The organism is Bacillus sp. FSL L8-0199 (genome assembly GCF_038005705.1).
In the GTDB taxonomy this organism is placed as follows: domain Bacteria; phylum Bacillota; class Bacilli; order Bacillales; family Bacillaceae_G; genus Bacillus_A; species Bacillus_A cereus.
On the sequence record NZ_JBBOTS010000001.1, the window covers coordinates 3,807,774 to 3,824,446 of the forward strand.

The following is a 16,673-nucleotide window of genomic DNA, read 5'->3' on the forward strand; positions in this document are numbered from 1 at the left end:
AAGATTTCTCACCTCTTCTTTTACAAAATACGTTTACAAAGAAAGAGAAGGTACCCCATTACGAGGTACCTCTTCTTATTTTAAAATATTTGCAATATATGTTTGAAGTTCTTCTACTTTTACTTCTTCAGACTCACCTGTAGCACGTACTTTCACTTCTACAATACCTTCGTCTGCTTTTTTACCAACTGTAACACGAACTGGAAGACCGAATAAATCTGCATCTGCAAATTTAACACCTGCACGTTCTGCACGATCGTCTAATAACACTTCATAGCCTTGTTCTTGTAATGAGTTGTAAATATTTTCACCCATTTCACGTTGTGCATCAGATTTCATATTTACTGGAATTACATGCACATGGAACGGTGCTACCGCTTTTGGCCAAACTAAGCCGTTCTCATCGTTAAATTGCTCTGCAATTGCTGCTACTGTACGAGATACACCGATACCGTAACAACCCATAATAAGTGGTTGTGTTTTTCCATTTTCATCTAGGAATGTTGCGTTCATTGCTTCACTATAACGAGTTCCTAATTTGAATACATGACCAACTTCAATTCCGCGTGCGAAAAGAATTGTTCCGTTTCCATCTGGAGATTGGTCTCCTTCTTGAATAAAGCGTAAATCTGTATATTGACTTACTTTAAAGTCACGTTCTGGATTTACATTTACATAATGGAACCCTTCTTCATTCGCTCCTGAACATCCGTTAACAATTGATGCTACAGCGTGATCAGCAATAATTTCGATATCACCTGTTACATTAATCGGTCCTAATGAACCAACTTCACAATTTAATAATGCTTTTACTTCTTCATGAGAAGCAAGCTCAACAACTGAAGCGCCGTATACATTTTTCACTTTCACATCGTTTACTTCGTGATCACCACGAACAAGTACAACTACTAATTTCTCATCTACTTTAAACACCATAGACTTAATGCACTTGTCAGCTGCAATGTTTAAGAATGCAGATACTTCTTCAATTGCTTTTTGGTCTGGTGTTGCTACTTTTTCAAGTGCTTTTTCTGCTTCGTCACTCTTCGTATACGTAGCTACAACAGGAGCCATTTCGATGTTTGCTGCATAATCAGATGTGTCAGAGTATGCAATTGTATCTTCACCAACATCAGATAATACCATAAATTCATGTGTATCTTTTCCGCCCATTGCTCCAGAATCAGCAATAACTGCACGGAAATTCAAGCCACAGCGAGCAAAAATGTTAGAGTATGCTTTATATAAGCGATCGTATACTTCATCTAAGCTCTCTTGTGTAGCATGGAAAGAGTATGCATCTTTCATTAGAAACTCTCTTCCACGTAATAAGCCGAAACGAGGTCTTTGCTCATCACGGAATTTTGTTTGAATTTGGTATAATGTTAACGGTAATTTTTTATATGATTTCACTTCATCACGCACAAGATCCGTAATTACTTCCTCATGTGTCGCTCCTAATGCGAATTCACGAGCGTTACGATCTTTCATACGCATTAATTCAGATCCGTAAGAATACCAACGACCTGATTCTTGCCATAATTCTGCAGCTTGCATAGCTGGCATTAATAATTCTACAGCTCCTGCGCGCTCCATTTCTTCTCGAACGATACGTTCTACTTTGTGTAATACTTTTAATCCAAATGGTAGAAAGCTATAAATACCAGAAGCATTTTGACGCATAAAACCTGCACGAAGTAATAGCTGATGACTCTTAATTTCAGCATCAGCTGGAACTTCACGTAATGTAGGACTGAATACCATACTTTGTTTCATTTATTTGCACCTCTTCATTTTACTCTTACACGCAGTAAAACCCCTCACCTCGAGTTAGGTGAGGGATTTTATTCTACGAGCTCTATTTCATTATAAGTTTCACTTTATTTTACAAGAAAAACTTACGAATGTCATTCCAAGTTACAACTAACATAAGTAACATTAATAATGCAAAACCAATAAAGTGAACCATTCCTTCTTTTTGGCGATCAATTGGTTTCCCTCGTAACGCTTCAATTAAGAAGAAGAATAAACGGCCACCATCTAAAGCAGGAACTGGTAATAAATTAAATAAACCAAGATTAATGCTTAGAACTGCAGCTAAACTTAGTACACGCGTAAACCCATAATCTACAACTTGATCTGTTAGATTATAAATTCCTACTGGACCTGACAACTCATTAATAGAAAATTGACCAGTTACTAATTTCACAAGAGACTCAAAAATTAGTTTCGTCCATTGGTACGTTTGTTCAAAACCTGATTTAATAGAACCCATCACTGTTTTCTCTACAGGAGAATAAACACCGATCCTACCAACTTCGTCTTTTCCTTCTTTATCGAGTGTTGGCGTTACTTTCACATTAAACTGTTCATTATCACGCTTTACTTGTAACGTAATTTCTTTATTTGGGTTTTCACGTACAATAGTAACAACATCTTTCCATGTACTTGTGTTTTTCCCATCAATAGCTTGAATTGTATCATTCTCTTTCAATCCAGCTTGCTGTGCTGCACTGTTATCCATCACTTTTCCGACCATTGGTTTGTCAATAGGGACCCCTTGTACAAATCCAAGAATCACAAAAATAACAAATGCTAAAATGAAGTTCATTGCAGGACCCGCAAAGATTGTTAAAGCGCGTTGCCCTAGTTTTTTCGAGCCAAATTGTCTATTATACGGGGCAATTTGAATTTCTTCCCCCGCAGTAATAATACGAGCCTTTTCATTCACTCGGAATGTTTGAAGCTCTTCCTCGTACTCTTCATAGCCCGAAATTGTTAAATTATGCTCCAAATCAGCTTGTTCGACTTCAATAACACGAACATTTGGATACTTTTCATATCCATCAAAAACTAATTTCACAACTTCGTCTTTTTCATTTAATACAAGGCCAACCTTTTTCCCAGGCTTTAACTCAACTGTGTCCGCATCCTCGCCAGCCATTCTTACATAGCCACCAAGGGGCAGTAATCGAATCGTATACACCGTTTCATTCTTTTCAAATGAGAATATTTTCGGACCAAAACCAATCGCAAACTCGCGGCATAAAATACCTGCTCTTTTTGCGAAATATAGATGCCCTAGCTCATGGAAAAATACGAGTGCACCGAAAATTAATATAAAGGCAATCGCTGTATTCAATTCCATAACCACCTTTGCTAAATTTGTTCCATCACAAACCGTCTTGTGGCCGCATCAATTTCCAAAATTTCCTCTAAGCTCGGTCGTGCAATGACATTGTGATGGTTCATTGCTTTTTCAATGAGGTCTTCCACTGTTAAGAAATCAATTCTCTTTTGTAAAAAGGCTTCAACAGCTACTTCATTCGCTGCGTTCATTACAGCTGGCATACTTCCACCTGCTTTTCCAGCTTCATACGCAAAACGTAAACAACGGAATCGTTCTTGGTCCATTTTCTCAAAATGCAACGCCCCTATTTCCCATAAGTTTAACTGTTTTGTGTCTGAAAGAGGCAATCTATCAGGATATGTAAGTGCGTATTGAATTGGTACTCGCATATCAGGTGAACCAAGCTGCGCCATTACACTACGATCTTCAAATTCAACCATAGAATGGATAATACTTTCTTTATGTAAAACAACATCGATTTGCTCATAAGGGATACCAAAAAGCCAATGTGCTTCAATTACTTCTAGTCCCTTATTCATCATTGTAGCAGAATCAATTGTAATTTTCGAACCCATTGACCAGTTTGGATGTCGAAGCGCATCTTCTACGGTCACACGATGCAATTCATCCCTCGTTTTATCGCGGAAACTTCCACCAGAAGCCGTTATAATAAGACGAGAAATTCTTTTTTCATTTTCACCATTCAAGCATTGAAAAATAGCCGAATGTTCACTATCAACTGGAAGTAACGAAACATTATGTTTTCGTGCTGCTTCCATTACAAGATGTCCTGCAGTTACTAACGTTTCTTTATTTGCAATTCCAATTGTTTTTTTCGCCTCAATTGCACGAAGTGTTGGTAACAACCCTACGCTACCTACAACAGCATTTACTACAATCTCCGCATCTGGATGTAATGCTACTTCTAAAAGTCCTTCACTACCATATACAATTTTTGTATTACCAGAAACAGATTGTAATTTTAAAACATCTTCCTCTCTTTGCACAGAGACGATTTGCGGAGAAAATTCTTGAATTACCTTTACTGCGTAGTCAATATTTTTCCCTACAGAAAAAGCAACGAGACGGAATTGGTCTGGGTGCGAGCGTAATACATCTAAAGTTTGTGTACCAATTGATCCGCTTGCACCTAATAAACTAATGTTTTTCATGACTCCAACCCCTCGTTCATTTATTAATTGTATTGTAATAAGAAGTAGAGAATTGGTAAAACGAATAACCAACTATCTGTTCGGTCTAATATACCACCATGCCCAGGTAAAATTGTACCTGAATCCTTTACGCCATAATGACGTTTAAAAGCAGATTGTACTAAATCACCAATTTGTCCAAAAATAGAAATGATAATTGTCAGCACAATTAAAATTACTACATTCGATTCGACTGGGAAGAACACGTTGTAAACAAGTGCCACAATAATTCCACAAACGATGCCCCCTAATGAACCTTCAATCGTTTTATTTGGACTGATTTCTGGCCACAATTTTCTCTTGCCCAATGCTTTTCCTACGAAATATGCGCCTGAATCAGTAGCCCATATAACAAATAATGCGCAAAATACATATTTAATTCCTAATATTCTCGTTTCATTTAAATATAAGAATCCCATTGCCACATATGTCGTTGCCATCAGTAAAAATGAAGCATTATCAAAAGTAAATGTATTCTTAGAAAGGACTGTATATGATAAAAGTAATAAAACAATCACAAATGTGATTTCCAATTTACCTAATCCAATCCATGTAAACAGTTCTGATGCACTACTTGGAATTAAAAGAATCCACAATAATACTGCAGCTAAAACTGTCGGTACTGAAATAAGCGTAAGCTTATTCATACGAATTAATTCATATAAACCTATAGAAGCAAGTGCATACACTAAAACCGTAAAAGGCACGCCACCGTATATTACGATGGGAATGAATAGCGCGGCAGCAACCACTCCAGTAATAATTCTCTGTTTCACTACCAAACCCTCTCTTTCTACACGCCTCCGAATCTGCGCCCTCTATGTTGAAAGTCAGTAATCGCATTTAGCAAATGTTCTTCTTTGAAGTCTGGCCAATACACGTCTGTAAACCAAAACTCCGAATATGCAATTTGCCATAACATGAAATTACTAATACGTAGCTCTCCACTTGTTCGGATTAACAACTCTGGATCAGGTAAAGAACTCGTCATTAAGTAGGAGGAAAGCATTTCTTCACTTACCTCTTCAGAACGAATTTTTCCTTCCTCATTATCTTTCATCATATGTTGCACAGCAGAAACGATTTCATCTCGACTTCCATAGTTTAACGCGAAATTAAGAATTAATCCCGTATTCTCTTTCGTATCTTCCATGGCTTTCTCCATCGCTCTGCGTGTATGCGTAGGAAGACGATCTTTTTGCCCTATTACTCGGACTTGTACGTTTTCTTCAATCAATTCTGGTAAAAATGTACCTAGAAATTCTTCTGGAAGCTTCATTAAATAATCAACTTCCTTTTTCGGTCTTTTCCAGTTCTCAGTTGAAAAAGCATAAAGAGTTAACACTTTCACATTAAGTTTACTTGCAAATTTTGTAATTTTCTTTACAACTTGCATACCTTCATGATGTCCCGCAATACGAGGCATTGCTCTCCTCTTTGCCCATCTTCCATTCCCATCCATAATGATGGCAATATGTTCTGGGATATATCCTTTTTTCACTTCTTCAACGAGATGATCAAACGATGTGTCCTTTTTACCTTTAAAAAAAGGAAAGTTTTTAAACATCATTCATACCCTCCAGCAAGCAGACGTATGCCTAAAAGTGTAAAAAGACCCCCTTAAGAAGAGGGTCATAATTGCGAAGTTATCGCTATTACACTTCCATGATTTCTTTTTCTTTGTTTTTTGCGATTTCGTCAACTTTTGCAATATATTTATCTGTTTCTTTTTGGATATCTTCAGTATATCCTCTTAAATCATCTTCTGTAATCTCGCCAGCTTTTTCAAGCTTCTTAAGATCATCATTTCCGTCACGACGTACGTTACGAACAGCAACTTTAGCTTCTTCAGCATATTTTTTCACAACTTTTACAAGATCACGACGACGTTCTTCTGTTAATGCAGGGAATGCAATACGAATTACAGTTCCATCATTAGAAGGATTTAAGCCTAAATCTGCTTTTAAAATTGCTTTTTCAATATCACCGATAGAAGTTTTATCATAAGGTTGAATTACTAGTAAACGCGCTTCTGGAACTGTAATGTTCGCTAATTGCACAACTGGTGTTGGTGCACCATAGTAATCAACTTGTACCTTATCTAATACAGACGCGTTTGCACGGCCAGCACGAACTGTTGCTAATTCACGAGAATAAGCAGCAACTGCTTTTTCCATTTTTTCATTTGAAGACTTCAATACTTGTTGTCCCATATTTATTTCCCCCTTACCACTGTTCCGATATTTTCGCCTAAAACGGCACGTTTAATATTACCTTTTTCCATAACTGAGAATACAATTAATGGAATATCATTATCCATACATAGAGAAGAAGCTGTAGAATCCATTACACCTAAACCTTCTTTTAATACGTCTAAGTAAGTAAGCGTTTCATATTTCGTAGCTGTTGGATCAATAGATGGATCCGCATTATATACACCATCTACATTGTTTTTCGCCATTAAAATTACATCTGCTTCAATTTCTGCCGCACGTAATGCTGCTGTTGTATCTGTAGAGAAGTATGGGTTACCTGTACCTGCTGCAAAGATAACAACACGTTTTTTCTCTAAGTGACGAACTGCTTTACGACGAATGTAAGGTTCTGCAACTTGACGCATCTCAATTGAAGTTTGTACACGAGTTTGAATTCCGATATTCTCCAAGCTATCTTGAAGAGCTAATGAATTCATAACTGTCGCTAACATGCCCATGTAATCTGCCCCTGCACGATCCATGCCCATTTCACTTCCAATTTTCCCACGCCAAATGTTACCGCCACCAACAACAACAGCAACCTCTACATCAAGTTCTGCAATTTCTTTTACTTGTTCCGCAACTGACTTAATAACAGTTGGGTTAATTCCAAATCCTTGCTCTCCAGCTAAAGCTTCTCCACTTAGCTTTAAAACGACACGATTATATTTCGGTTTACTCATAATGAACCTCCAATTGCTTACATCTTTATTTTAAAAAAGGGAACACAATGTGTTCCCTAATCTGTATTAGTTGCTACCTTTTACTTGGTTCATTACTTCTTCAGCAAAGTTGTCTTCGCGTTTTTCGATACCTTCACCAACAGCGTAGCGAACGAATCCTTTTAATGTTCCGCCTTTAGACTCAACGAACTGACGAACTTTCATATCAGGGTTTTTAACGAATGCTTGGTCAAGTAAGCAAATCTCTTCGAAGAATTTGCCTAAACGGCCTTCAACCATTTTTGCAACGATTTTCTCAGGCTTGCCTTCGTTTAATGCTTGTTGTGTTAATACTTGACGCTCATGCTCAACTTCTTCAGCTGTTACAGCATCGCGGTCGATGTATTTAGGGTTAACTGCAGCGATGTGCATTGCAACATCTTTAGCAGCAGCTTCATCAGTAGAACCTTCAAGAACTGTTAATACACCAATGCGTCCACCCATGTGTAGGTAAGCGCCGAATGCATCTGCATCAGTTTTTGATACGATTTCGAAACGACGAAGTGTAAGTTTTTCACCAATTTTAGCGATTGCTTCGTTGATGTGCTCTTCAACTTTTTTACCGTTTTCCATTGTTTGAGCCATAGCTTCTTCAACGTTAGCTGGTTTGTTAGTTAATAAGTGAGCAGCTAATTCTTTAATTAGTGTTTGGAAACCTTCGTTTTTCGCAACGAAATCAGTTTCAGAGTTTAATTCTAAGATTAAAGCGTCGTTACCGTTTGTTTCGATGAAAGTTAAACCTTCAGCAGCAATGCGGTCAGCTTTTTTAGCAGCTTTCGCAATACCTTTTTCACGTAAGAAGTCAATTGCCTTCTCCATGTCGCCGTTAGTTTCTGTTAAAGCTTTTTTGCAGTCCATCATACCTGCGCCAGTTTTTTCACGTAATTCTTTTACCATTTGAGCAGTGATTGCCATACTTTTCATCCTCCTAAAATATGTATTTATACCTTTTATAAAGGTGTTTATACCTTAAAAAAGGTGATAAAAGGCCGAACCCCTTATCACCTTTCCAACTTTGTTACGCAGTAACAGTTTCTTCACCTTGTTTTGCTTCAAGGATCGCGTCTGCCATTTTAGATGTAAGAAGTTTTACAGCACGAATTGCATCATCGTTTGCTGGGATAACGTGATCGATTTCGTCTGGATCACAGTTTGTATCAACGATACCGATGATTGGAATGTGTAATTTGCGTGCTTCAGCAACTGCAATACGCTCTTTACGAGGGTCTACTACGAATAATGCACTTGGAAGACCTTTCATATCTTTAATACCGCCTAAGAATTTCTCAAGACGCTCTAACTCTTTTTTAAGTTGAACAACTTCTTTCTTAGGAAGTACTTCGAAAGTACCATCTTCTTGCATTCTTTCGATGTCTTTAAGACGCTTGATACGCTTTTGGATTGTTTGGAAGTTTGTTAAAGTTCCGCCTAACCAACGTTGGTTAACGAAGTACATACCAGCACGAGTTGCTTCTTCTTTAATAGCTTCTTGTGCTTGTTTTTTAGTACCTACGAATAAGATGTCTCCGCCTTCAGCAGCGATGTCGCGCATCGTTCTGTAAGCTTCCTCAACTTTTTTCACAGTTTTTTGTAAGTCGATGATGTAGATACCGTTACGCTCTGTGAAAATGTAACGCTTCATTTTTGGGTTCCAACGACGAGTTTGATGTCCGAAATGAACACCAGCTTCAAGCAATTGCTTCATAGAAATTACTGACATAATATAGTTCCTCCTAAATGGTTTTTGATATCCTCCGTTTACTTCATCTCTAAGCGAAACTACAAACGTAGCACCAACACTTAAATCAGTAAACGTGTGTACTTTGTACTGACACCACTGCTTACTATATCATACTGAAATATTACAATCAAGTCGAAAATGCGAACAATGTAAAACTTTCTTTGTTCATACTCGAATTCTAGTATTACCAACCTTCATTTCTTTTAAGCAAAAAAATAAATACAATTAATAGTTTTCTCAGAAAACACGCTTATGACACTTTTCACAAGCACCATCTATCCATTGCACATAAAAAAACTCTCCTCGATTGAGGAGAGTTTTTTACAAATTAGTTTGTTTTTAATTTAGCAAGTTCCTGTAGAAACTTGTCGTTTAGCACTTTAATGTATGTTCCTTTCATACCTAAAGAACGAGACTCAATAACACCAGCACTTTCTAATTTACGTAGTGCATTTACGATTACAGAACGAGTAATTCCTACGCGATCAGCAATTTTACTTGCAACAAGTAAACCTTCTGTTCCATTTAATTCTTCGAAGATGTGCTCAATCGCTTCTAACTCACTGTAAGATAATGAGCTGATCGCCATTTGAACAACAGCTTTACTACGTGCTTCCTCTTCGATTTCTTCTGCTTTTTCACGTAAGATTTCCATACCTACAACAGTTGAGCTGTACTCAGCAAGGATTAAATCATCATCTAAGAACTCTTGACCAAGACGAGCTAATACTAATGTCCCTAGACGCTCACCGCCACCAACGATTGGTACGATTGTAGTTAAACCTTGACCAAATAATTCTCTGTTTTCTACTGGGAATGCTGTGTAAGCACTGTTCACATCTAAGTTTGAAGATGTTTCTGTAATGTTGAATAAGCTTTGTGTATATTCTTCTGGGAATTGACGTTCTGCAAGCATTTGCTTCATGCGTTCGTTTTCGATTTGTTGGTGAATTGCATAACCTAGTAATTTACCACGACGGCTAACTACGAATACGTTTGCTTCGATTACTTCACACATTGTGTCAGACATTTCTCTAAAGTTTACAGGCTTCCCTGCTGCGCTCTGTAATAACGCATTTAATTTTCTCGTTTTTGCTAATAATTCCATTTCAAAAGTTCCTCCTACATGTTACTCACATATTTTTTCATCACTTGGAAACTAGGGCGAGTCACCTGATGACACTATTACAAAATAAACTGGCTCACATCTTTATTTTTAGCAATTGTTGCTAATTTCTCCTCAACGTATTGAGGTGTTATCGTTATTTTCTCTAACGTAATTTCAGATGCTTCAAACGATAAATCTTCAAGGAGCTTCTCCATAATTGTATGAAGTCTTCTTGCTCCAATATTATCTGTATCCTGATTAACTTGATAAGCAATCTCAGCAATCTTACGAATAGCTTCGTCTGAAAATTCAATTTCTATACCTTCAGTCGCTAATAATGCCATATATTGTTTAATTAACGCATTGTCAGGCTCGATTAGTATTTTAACAAAATCGTCTGTCGATAATTTTGTTAATTCTACTCGAATCGGAAATCTCCCTTGCAATTCCGGAATTAAATCCGACGGTTTAGACATATGGAACGCTCCAGCTGCAACGAATAAAATATAATCCGTTTTTACTGATCCGTATTTTGTCGCAACATTCGACCCTTCTACAATCGGCAAAATGTCACGTTGCACACCTTCACGTGATACATCTACGCTATTCGACTGCTTACCAGCAATTTTGTCAATTTCATCGATAAAAATAATCCCGAGCTGTTCAGCACGATAAACAGCCTCTTGTGTAACTTCATCCATATCAATTAAGCGCTGTGCCTCTTCATTTGTCAAGAGTTTTCTTGCTTCTTTTACAGAAAGTTTACGTTTTTTCGTTTTTTTCGGCATAAAACTTCCTAGCGCATCTTGGAAATTCATTCCCATTTGCTCCATGCCAGTTCCTTGTAACATATCAAACATGGAAGACTGTTGTTCAGTCACTTCAATCGATACAATTTCGTCTTCAAGAAGCCCTGCAGCAAGCTTTCTCTCCACATCATGACGCTTCTTTTCGATTTCAACATCTTCTTGTGTATCAGACGTTTGATTCGAATTTTGAGTACCTCCAAAAAGCATCTCTAATGGATTTTTGAATCCAGATTGTTTCTCTGGACTCGGTACTAAAATTTCAACAAGACGTTGATTCGCTTGCTCTTCGGCTTTATCTTGAACTTTCACTACCATTTCTTCTTTTACGATACGAACCGATGTTTCCACCAGGTCACGTACCATTGACTCTACATCTCTACCCACATATCCAACTTCTGTGAATTTTGTAGCCTCAACCTTAATAAAAGGTGCTCCAACGAGTTTCGCCATTCGTCGTGCTACCTCTGTTTTCCCAACACCTGTCGGTCCAATCATTAAGATATTTTTAGGTGCAATTTCGTCACGTAAATTTTCAGCTAATTTACTGCGACGATATCGATTTCTCAACGCTACAGCAACCGCTTTCTTTGCGTCTTTTTGACCGATGATGTATTGATCTAATTTTTCCACAATTTGGCGCGGAGTAAAATGTAAATGCATATAAAATGCCTCCCTTACGATTCTACAATTCTTCAACAATTATGTTGTGATTCGTATAAACACAAATATCGCCAGCAATCTCTAAACTCGCTTTCGCAATTTGCTTCGCTGTTAAGTGTTCACTTGCATATTGCTTTAAAGCACGACCTGCAGAAAGTGCATAATTCCCACCAGATCCAATTGCTAAAATACCATCATCCGGTTCAATCACTTCTCCTGTACCTGAAACAAGGAGCATAGTTGTTTTATCCATGACAATGAGCATTGCTTCTAGCTGACGTAACATTTTATCGCCACGCCATTGTTTAGCCATTTCAACAGCAGCACGCTGCAAGTTGCCATTATACTCTTCTAATTTCCCTTCAAACATTTCAAAAAGAGTAAATGCGTCAGCAACTGATCCTGCGAAACCAGCTAAAACTTTACCTTGGAAAAGTTTACGAACTTTACGAGCTGTATGTTTCATTACAACAGCATTTCCCATTGTCACTTGGCCATCTCCAGCCATTGCACATTCTCCATTATGATGAACTGCAAATATCGTTGTAGCGTGGAAATTTCCCATAGAAAAAACTCCTTTATTTGTTTTTATAGCTTTTAAAGCAATTTATGCCCGCGGGTGATGCTTCATGTAAACAGAACGCAATCTTTCTTTAGAGACATGCGTATAAATTTGTGTCGTCGACAAATTTTCATGGCCTAATAACTCCTGTACAGTACGTAAATCCGCCCCTTCATCTAGCATATGTGTAGCAAATGTATGCCTTAACATATGGGGACTTATCCGCATTGTCAGCGAAGCCTTTTTAATGAGTTCATTTAAAACATAACGAACTCCACGACTTGTTAGCGGTTTACCTTTCGCATTTAAAAATACCATATGAGAGTCTTCGTCAGTCTTATTAACTAACTGTTTTCTCCCATTCTCTATATAAGTAATTAAAGAATCTTGCGCATAGCTTCCGAACGGAATATACCTTTGTTTTTTTCCTTTTCCCATTACTAAAATTGTTCCCACCGCAAAGTCAATATCGGTAAGTTGTAAATTGACACATTCACTCACACGGATCCCAGTCGCATACATCAACTCTAACAAAGCTTGATTCCTTTGACCTAATGGTGTTTCCGTGTCAGAAACTTCAAATAATTCCTCTAACTCTTCAGCATATAAAAACTTTGGGATTGACAATTCTTTTTTGGGGAGTGACGCAAGTGCAAACGGATTATCCTTTCGATAACCTTCACGCATCAAAAAACGATATAAACTTCGTAAGCTTGATACTTTTCTTGCGACAGATTTACGGGCTAACTTCTCATCGTGCAACGTCGTTAAGTACAAACGAACATCCGCGTATGTAACGTCTAAAAAAGAGGATATGCCTTCTCGTTCCATAAATTGCACAAAATGTTCTAAATCATTTTGATAACTTGCAATTGTATATTTTGAATAATTTCTTTCAATTTGTAAATATCCAACGAATAATTGTAACAATTTCTTCACATTCACACAACTCACCTCAATAAAGGCTACTAAATCGTATCACAACTTAGTAGCCTTTGCAAGAAATTTAACTAAATATTTACAAAATTTCGAATCGTTTCTAAAGCGCGTGCTGCGTACGCTTCATTTCGTTCTGCTTTCTTTTTAATCTTCTTCTCTAACGGTGCAAATAGACCGAAGTTCGCATTCATCGGTTGGAAGTTTTTAGCGTTCGTTGCCGTAATGTAATTTGCCATGCTACCCATCGCAGTTACTGGCGGTAATACAACTGGCTCTTCACCTTGCACAAGACGCGCAGCATTAATTCCTGCTAATAATCCTGATGCTGCTGATTCAACATATCCCTCTACTCCAGTCATTTGACCAGCGAAGAATAAATCATCCCGTTGTTTATATTGATATGTTGGACGAAGCAAATTAGGTGAATTAATAAACGTATTACGATGCATTACACCATAACGTACAATCTCTGCATTTTCCAATCCTGGAATTAACTGTAGCACTTCTTTTTGCGGTCCCCACTTTAAATGTGTTTGGAAACCTACGATATTGTATAAAGTTCCCGCTGCATCATCTTGACGTAACTGAACAACAGCATATGGCGTTTTCCCTGTTTTTGGATCTTCCAATCCAACAGGTTTCATAGGTCCAAATACTAACGTCTGTCTCCCTCTACTTGCCATAACCTCTACTGGCATACAACCTTCAAAGAAAATTTCTTTTTCAAACTCTTTTAAAGGCACTGTCTCAGCAGCAATTAGAGCCTCATAAAAACGATCAAACTCTTCTTCTGTCATTGGGCAATTTAAATATGCAGCTTCACCTTTGTCATAACGCGATTTTAAATATACTTTATTCATGTCAATGCTGTCTTTTTCTACGATTGGGGCTGCAGCATCATAGAAGTAGAAATAATCTTCTCCTGTTAATTCTTTCAATTTTGCAGAAAGATCAGGAGATGTTAATGGACCTGTAGCAATAATTGTCGGTCCCTCTGGAATATCTGTAATTTCTTCATTCATTACAGTTACATTTGGATGGTTCTTTACGTATTCTGTTACTTTAGCTGCGAACTCATGACGGTCTACAGCTAAAGCGCCTCCAGCTGGTACAGAGCACTCATCCGCCGCACGAATAATTACAGAATCCATTAAGCGCATTTCCTCTTTAATAACTCCAACCGCATTTGTTAAAGTGTTTGCACGAAGTGAGTTACTACATACTAATTCAGCGAATTTATCTGTGTGATGAGCTGGCGTTTGCCTTACCGGTCTCATTTCATATAATCTAACTTGGACACCACGTTTTGCAATTTGGTAAGCTGCTTCACTTCCTGCAAGACCTGCGCCAATGACGTTTACTACTTGTGTTGTCATTTATATCACCTTTCCTTTTCTTCCCGAAAAAAATGTGAGCAGTTACGCTCACATTTGTTGTTCTTCTTCATAATCGCACGAAATACATTGTACTTGCACGCCTTTTTTCAACTTTTTCTCTACAAGCATGCCTTCGCACTTCGGACACTTACGACCAATTGGCTTATCCCAAGATACAAAGTCGCATTCCGGATACGTACCGCACCCATAGAAAAGACGTTTCTTTTTATTACTACGGCGTTCAATAATTTGACCCTTATCACACTTTGGACAAGTAACACCGATTTCTTTCACAATCGGCTTTGTATTACGACAATCTGGGAAATTCGAGCAAGCCATAAATTTCCCGTATTTACCCATTTTAAAGACCATTGGGTGATTACATAGTTCACAATCTTCCCCAGCTGGTTCATCTTTAATTTCCACTTCACGCATTTCTTTTTCCGCTTTTTCTAAACGCGGTTCAAAACCTACGTAGAAATCATCAACAATTTTTACCCAATTCGCATTTCCTTCTTCTACTTCATCAAGGCTTTGCTCCATATTGGCAGTAAATTCAATGTTAATAATTTCTGGGAAAAACTCTAAAATAAGTTCAATTACTATTTCACCAAGTTCAGTCGGAACGAAGCGTTTATTATCCAAGCCTACATACCCACGCTTTTGAATCGTTTCAAGTGTAGGTACATATGTCGACGGTCTTCCAATTCCAAGTTCTTCAAGTGTTCTTACTAGGCGAGCCTCTGTATAGCGCGGAGGAGGTTGTGTAAAATGTTGCTTTGGTTCTAAATCCTTTGAAAATACAGTTTCCCCTACTTCTAAAGGCGGCAACATCTTATCCTTTTCTTCTGCACCATCATCTTTTGACTCTACATACACTTTCATAAATCCTGGGAACTTTACAACCGATCCACTTGCACGGAACTGAACATTGTTATTAATGAGTCTCGCTGTCACAGTATCCATTATAGCAGACGCCATTTGACTTGCAACAAATCGCTCCCAAATCAATTTATATAATCGAAGTTGATCACGACCTAAGAAACTTTTTAGTTCCTCTGGCTTTCTCATTACCGAAGTAGGACGAATTGCCTCATGCGCATCTTGTGCATTTGACTTTTTCGTTTCTTTCTTCTTTTCTGTTCCTATGTATTCCGTACCATACGCTTCAGTGATGTAAGTACGAGCCTCTGTTTGAGCTGTTTCTGAGATACGTGTTGAATCAGTTCTCATATACGTAATAAGACCTACAGTTCCTTGTTTTCCAAGATCTATCCCTTCATACAATTGCTGTGCAAGCATCATTGTTTTCTTTGCTCGCATGTTTAACTTACGGGCTGCTTCTTGTTGCAAGGAAGATGTTGTAAACGGTAATGCAGGGTTACGTTTTCGCTCTTTGCGCGTTACATTTTCAACTGAAAACGCATTCTCTTTCATCTGTTCAATTATTTCATTCACTTGCGTTTCATTTGTTAATTGAACTTTTTCACCATCTACACCGTAAAAGCTTGCTTCAAATGTGTCTTTTCCTTTTACAAATTCTGTTTTAATTGTCCAGAATTCTTCAGGTTCAAAGTTTTGAATTTCCCTTTCACGCTCGATGATTAAACGAACTGCTACAGATTGTACACGTCCTGCACTTAATCCTTTTTTTACTTTCTTCCATAATAAAGGACTAATATTGTAACCAACAAGACGATCAAGTATACGTCTTGCTTGTTGTGCATCCACTAAATCCATATTAATTGCACGAGGATGTTTAAATGATTCTTTGATTGCATCTTTCGTAATCTCATTAAACACAACCCGACAATCTGATTCAACGTCCACATTTAACGTATTCGCTAAATGCCAAGCAATCGCTTCCCCTTCACGGTCTGGATCGGCCGCGAGATAGACTTTCTTTGCTTTTTTGGCCGCTGATTTTAAATCTTTTAAGACGGGACCTTTACCACGAATGGTAATATACTTCGGGGTGAAGTTGTTCTTTACTTCTATCCCCATTTGACTTTTTGGCAAATCGCGAACATGTCCCATAGACGCGACAACTTTGTATTTTTTCCCTAAATATTTCTCAATGGTCTTCGCCTTAGAAGGCGACTCCACGATTACGAGGTAATCTGACATGCTAGTGCCTCCTTAAGAGGTGGATTCAAGTCT

15 protein-coding genes are annotated in these 16,673 nt (G+C 37.9%); all 15 read right to left on the reverse strand.

What is annotated here, in order from left to right:
* Positions 1 to 75: 75 nt before the first annotated feature.
* The 15 genes from NST86_RS19410 to topA all read right to left on the reverse strand — a co-directional run bounded on the left by NST86_RS19410 (position 76) and on the right by topA (position 16,640).
* Positions 76 to 1,776 (reverse strand): proline--tRNA ligase, encoded by a 1,701-nt coding sequence (locus tag NST86_RS19410; protein ID WP_000814299.1) that lies wholly within the window; start codon positions 1,774 to 1,776, stop codon positions 76 to 78.
* 109 nt (positions 1,777 to 1,885) lie between these two features.
* On the reverse strand, positions 1,886 to 3,142 hold the full coding sequence (gene rseP, locus NST86_RS19415) for an RIP metalloprotease RseP (RefSeq protein ID WP_001090243.1): 1,257 nt from the start codon (positions 3,140 to 3,142) through the stop codon (positions 1,886 to 1,888).
* A gap of 17 nt (positions 3,143 to 3,159) precedes the next feature.
* Positions 3,160 to 4,302, reverse strand: a complete 1,143-nt coding sequence (gene dxr, locus NST86_RS19420) for a 1-deoxy-D-xylulose-5-phosphate reductoisomerase (RefSeq protein ID WP_000790374.1) — start codon at positions 4,300 to 4,302, stop codon at positions 3,160 to 3,162.
* A gap of 23 nt (positions 4,303 to 4,325) precedes the next feature.
* Positions 4,326 to 5,117, reverse strand: coding sequence for a phosphatidate cytidylyltransferase (gene cdsA, locus NST86_RS19425; RefSeq protein ID WP_000813592.1), 792 nt, complete (start codon positions 5,115 to 5,117; stop codon positions 4,326 to 4,328).
* 17 nt (positions 5,118 to 5,134) lie between these two features.
* A complete protein-coding gene (gene uppS / locus NST86_RS19430; RefSeq protein ID WP_000971296.1) occupies positions 5,135 to 5,911 on the reverse strand; it encodes an isoprenyl transferase in 777 nt (258 codons plus the stop codon).
* Positions 5,912 to 5,996: 85 nt separating this feature from the next.
* Positions 5,997 to 6,554, reverse strand: coding sequence for a ribosome recycling factor (gene frr, locus NST86_RS19435; protein ID WP_000531501.1), 558 nt, complete (start codon positions 6,552 to 6,554; stop codon positions 5,997 to 5,999).
* Between the two features lie 2 nt (positions 6,555 to 6,556).
* Positions 6,557 to 7,279 (reverse strand): UMP kinase, encoded by a 723-nt coding sequence (gene pyrH / locus NST86_RS19440; RefSeq protein ID WP_000042668.1) that lies wholly within the window; start codon positions 7,277 to 7,279, stop codon positions 6,557 to 6,559.
* Between the two features lie 66 nt (positions 7,280 to 7,345).
* A complete protein-coding gene (gene tsf / locus NST86_RS19445; RefSeq protein ID WP_001018578.1) occupies positions 7,346 to 8,233 on the reverse strand; it encodes a translation elongation factor Ts in 888 nt (295 codons plus the stop codon).
* Between the two features lie 103 nt (positions 8,234 to 8,336).
* Positions 8,337 to 9,038, reverse strand: a complete 702-nt coding sequence (gene rpsB, locus NST86_RS19450) for a 30S ribosomal protein S2 (RefSeq protein WP_000111485.1) — start codon at positions 9,036 to 9,038, stop codon at positions 8,337 to 8,339.
* Positions 9,039 to 9,387: 349 nt separating this feature from the next.
* On the reverse strand, positions 9,388 to 10,167 hold the full coding sequence (gene codY, locus NST86_RS19455) for a GTP-sensing pleiotropic transcriptional regulator CodY (RefSeq protein ID WP_000421290.1): 780 nt from the start codon (positions 10,165 to 10,167) through the stop codon (positions 9,388 to 9,390).
* Positions 10,168 to 10,244: 77 nt separating this feature from the next.
* On the reverse strand, positions 10,245 to 11,636 hold the full coding sequence (gene hslU / locus NST86_RS19460; RefSeq protein ID WP_016118541.1) for an ATP-dependent protease ATPase subunit HslU: 1,392 nt from the start codon (positions 11,634 to 11,636) through the stop codon (positions 10,245 to 10,247).
* Between the two features lie 22 nt (positions 11,637 to 11,658).
* The gene (gene hslV, locus NST86_RS19465; protein ID WP_000526272.1) at positions 11,659 to 12,201 is read right to left on the reverse strand and encodes an ATP-dependent protease proteolytic subunit HslV; all 543 of its coding nucleotides are present in this window, start codon (positions 12,199 to 12,201) and stop codon (positions 11,659 to 11,661) included.
* A gap of 42 nt (positions 12,202 to 12,243) precedes the next feature.
* Positions 12,244 to 13,143, reverse strand: a complete 900-nt coding sequence (gene xerC, locus NST86_RS19470; RefSeq protein WP_001101241.1) for a tyrosine recombinase XerC — start codon at positions 13,141 to 13,143, stop codon at positions 12,244 to 12,246.
* A 65-nt stretch (positions 13,144 to 13,208) separates the two neighbouring features.
* Positions 13,209 to 14,513 carry an FADH(2)-oxidizing methylenetetrahydrofolate--tRNA-(uracil(54)-C(5))-methyltransferase TrmFO gene (gene trmFO, locus NST86_RS19475; RefSeq protein WP_000213002.1) on the reverse strand — a complete coding sequence of 435 codons (1,305 nt, stop codon included), beginning with the start codon at positions 14,511 to 14,513 and terminating at the stop codon, positions 13,209 to 13,211.
* Between the two features lie 48 nt (positions 14,514 to 14,561).
* Positions 14,562 to 16,640, reverse strand: a complete 2,079-nt coding sequence (topA, locus tag NST86_RS19480) for a type I DNA topoisomerase (protein WP_001286964.1) — start codon at positions 16,638 to 16,640, stop codon at positions 14,562 to 14,564.
* Positions 16,641 to 16,673: the final 33 nt, after the last annotated feature.

What these genes read in the sequence shown, in the direction of transcription:
- NST86_RS19410 (WP_000814299.1), bottom strand. Translation starts at nt 1,776, where the DNA reads ATGAAACAAAGTATGGTATTCAGTCCTACATTACGTGAAGTTCCAGCT.
- dxr (WP_000790374.1), bottom strand. Translation starts at nt 4,302, where the DNA reads ATGAAAAACATTAGTTTATTAGGTGCAAGCGGATCAATTGGTACACAA.
- uppS (WP_000971296.1), bottom strand. Translation starts at nt 5,911, where the DNA reads ATGATGTTTAAAAACTTTCCTTTTTTTAAAGGTAAAAAGGACACATCG.
- frr (WP_000531501.1), bottom strand. Translation starts at nt 6,554, where the DNA reads ATGGGACAACAAGTATTGAAGTCTTCAAATGAAAAAATGGAAAAAGCA.
- pyrH (WP_000042668.1), bottom strand. Translation starts at nt 7,279, where the DNA reads ATGAGTAAACCGAAATATAATCGTGTCGTTTTAAAGCTAAGTGGAGAA.
- tsf (WP_001018578.1), bottom strand. Translation starts at nt 8,233, where the DNA reads ATGGCAATCACTGCTCAAATGGTAAAAGAATTACGTGAAAAAACTGGC.
- rpsB (WP_000111485.1), bottom strand. Translation starts at nt 9,038, where the DNA reads ATGTCAGTAATTTCTATGAAGCAATTGCTTGAAGCTGGTGTTCATTTC.
- codY (WP_000421290.1), bottom strand. Translation starts at nt 10,167, where the DNA reads ATGGAATTATTAGCAAAAACGAGAAAATTAAATGCGTTATTACAGAGC.
- hslU (WP_016118541.1), bottom strand. Translation starts at nt 11,636, where the DNA reads ATGCATTTACATTTTACTCCGCGCCAAATTGTGGAAAAATTAGATCAA.
- hslV (WP_000526272.1), bottom strand. Translation starts at nt 12,201, where the DNA reads ATGGGAAATTTCCACGCTACAACGATATTTGCAGTTCATCATAATGGA.
- trmFO (WP_000213002.1), bottom strand. Translation starts at nt 14,513, where the DNA reads ATGACAACACAAGTAGTAAACGTCATTGGCGCAGGTCTTGCAGGAAGT.
- topA (WP_001286964.1), bottom strand. Translation starts at nt 16,640, where the DNA reads ATGTCAGATTACCTCGTAATCGTGGAGTCGCCTTCTAAGGCGAAGACC.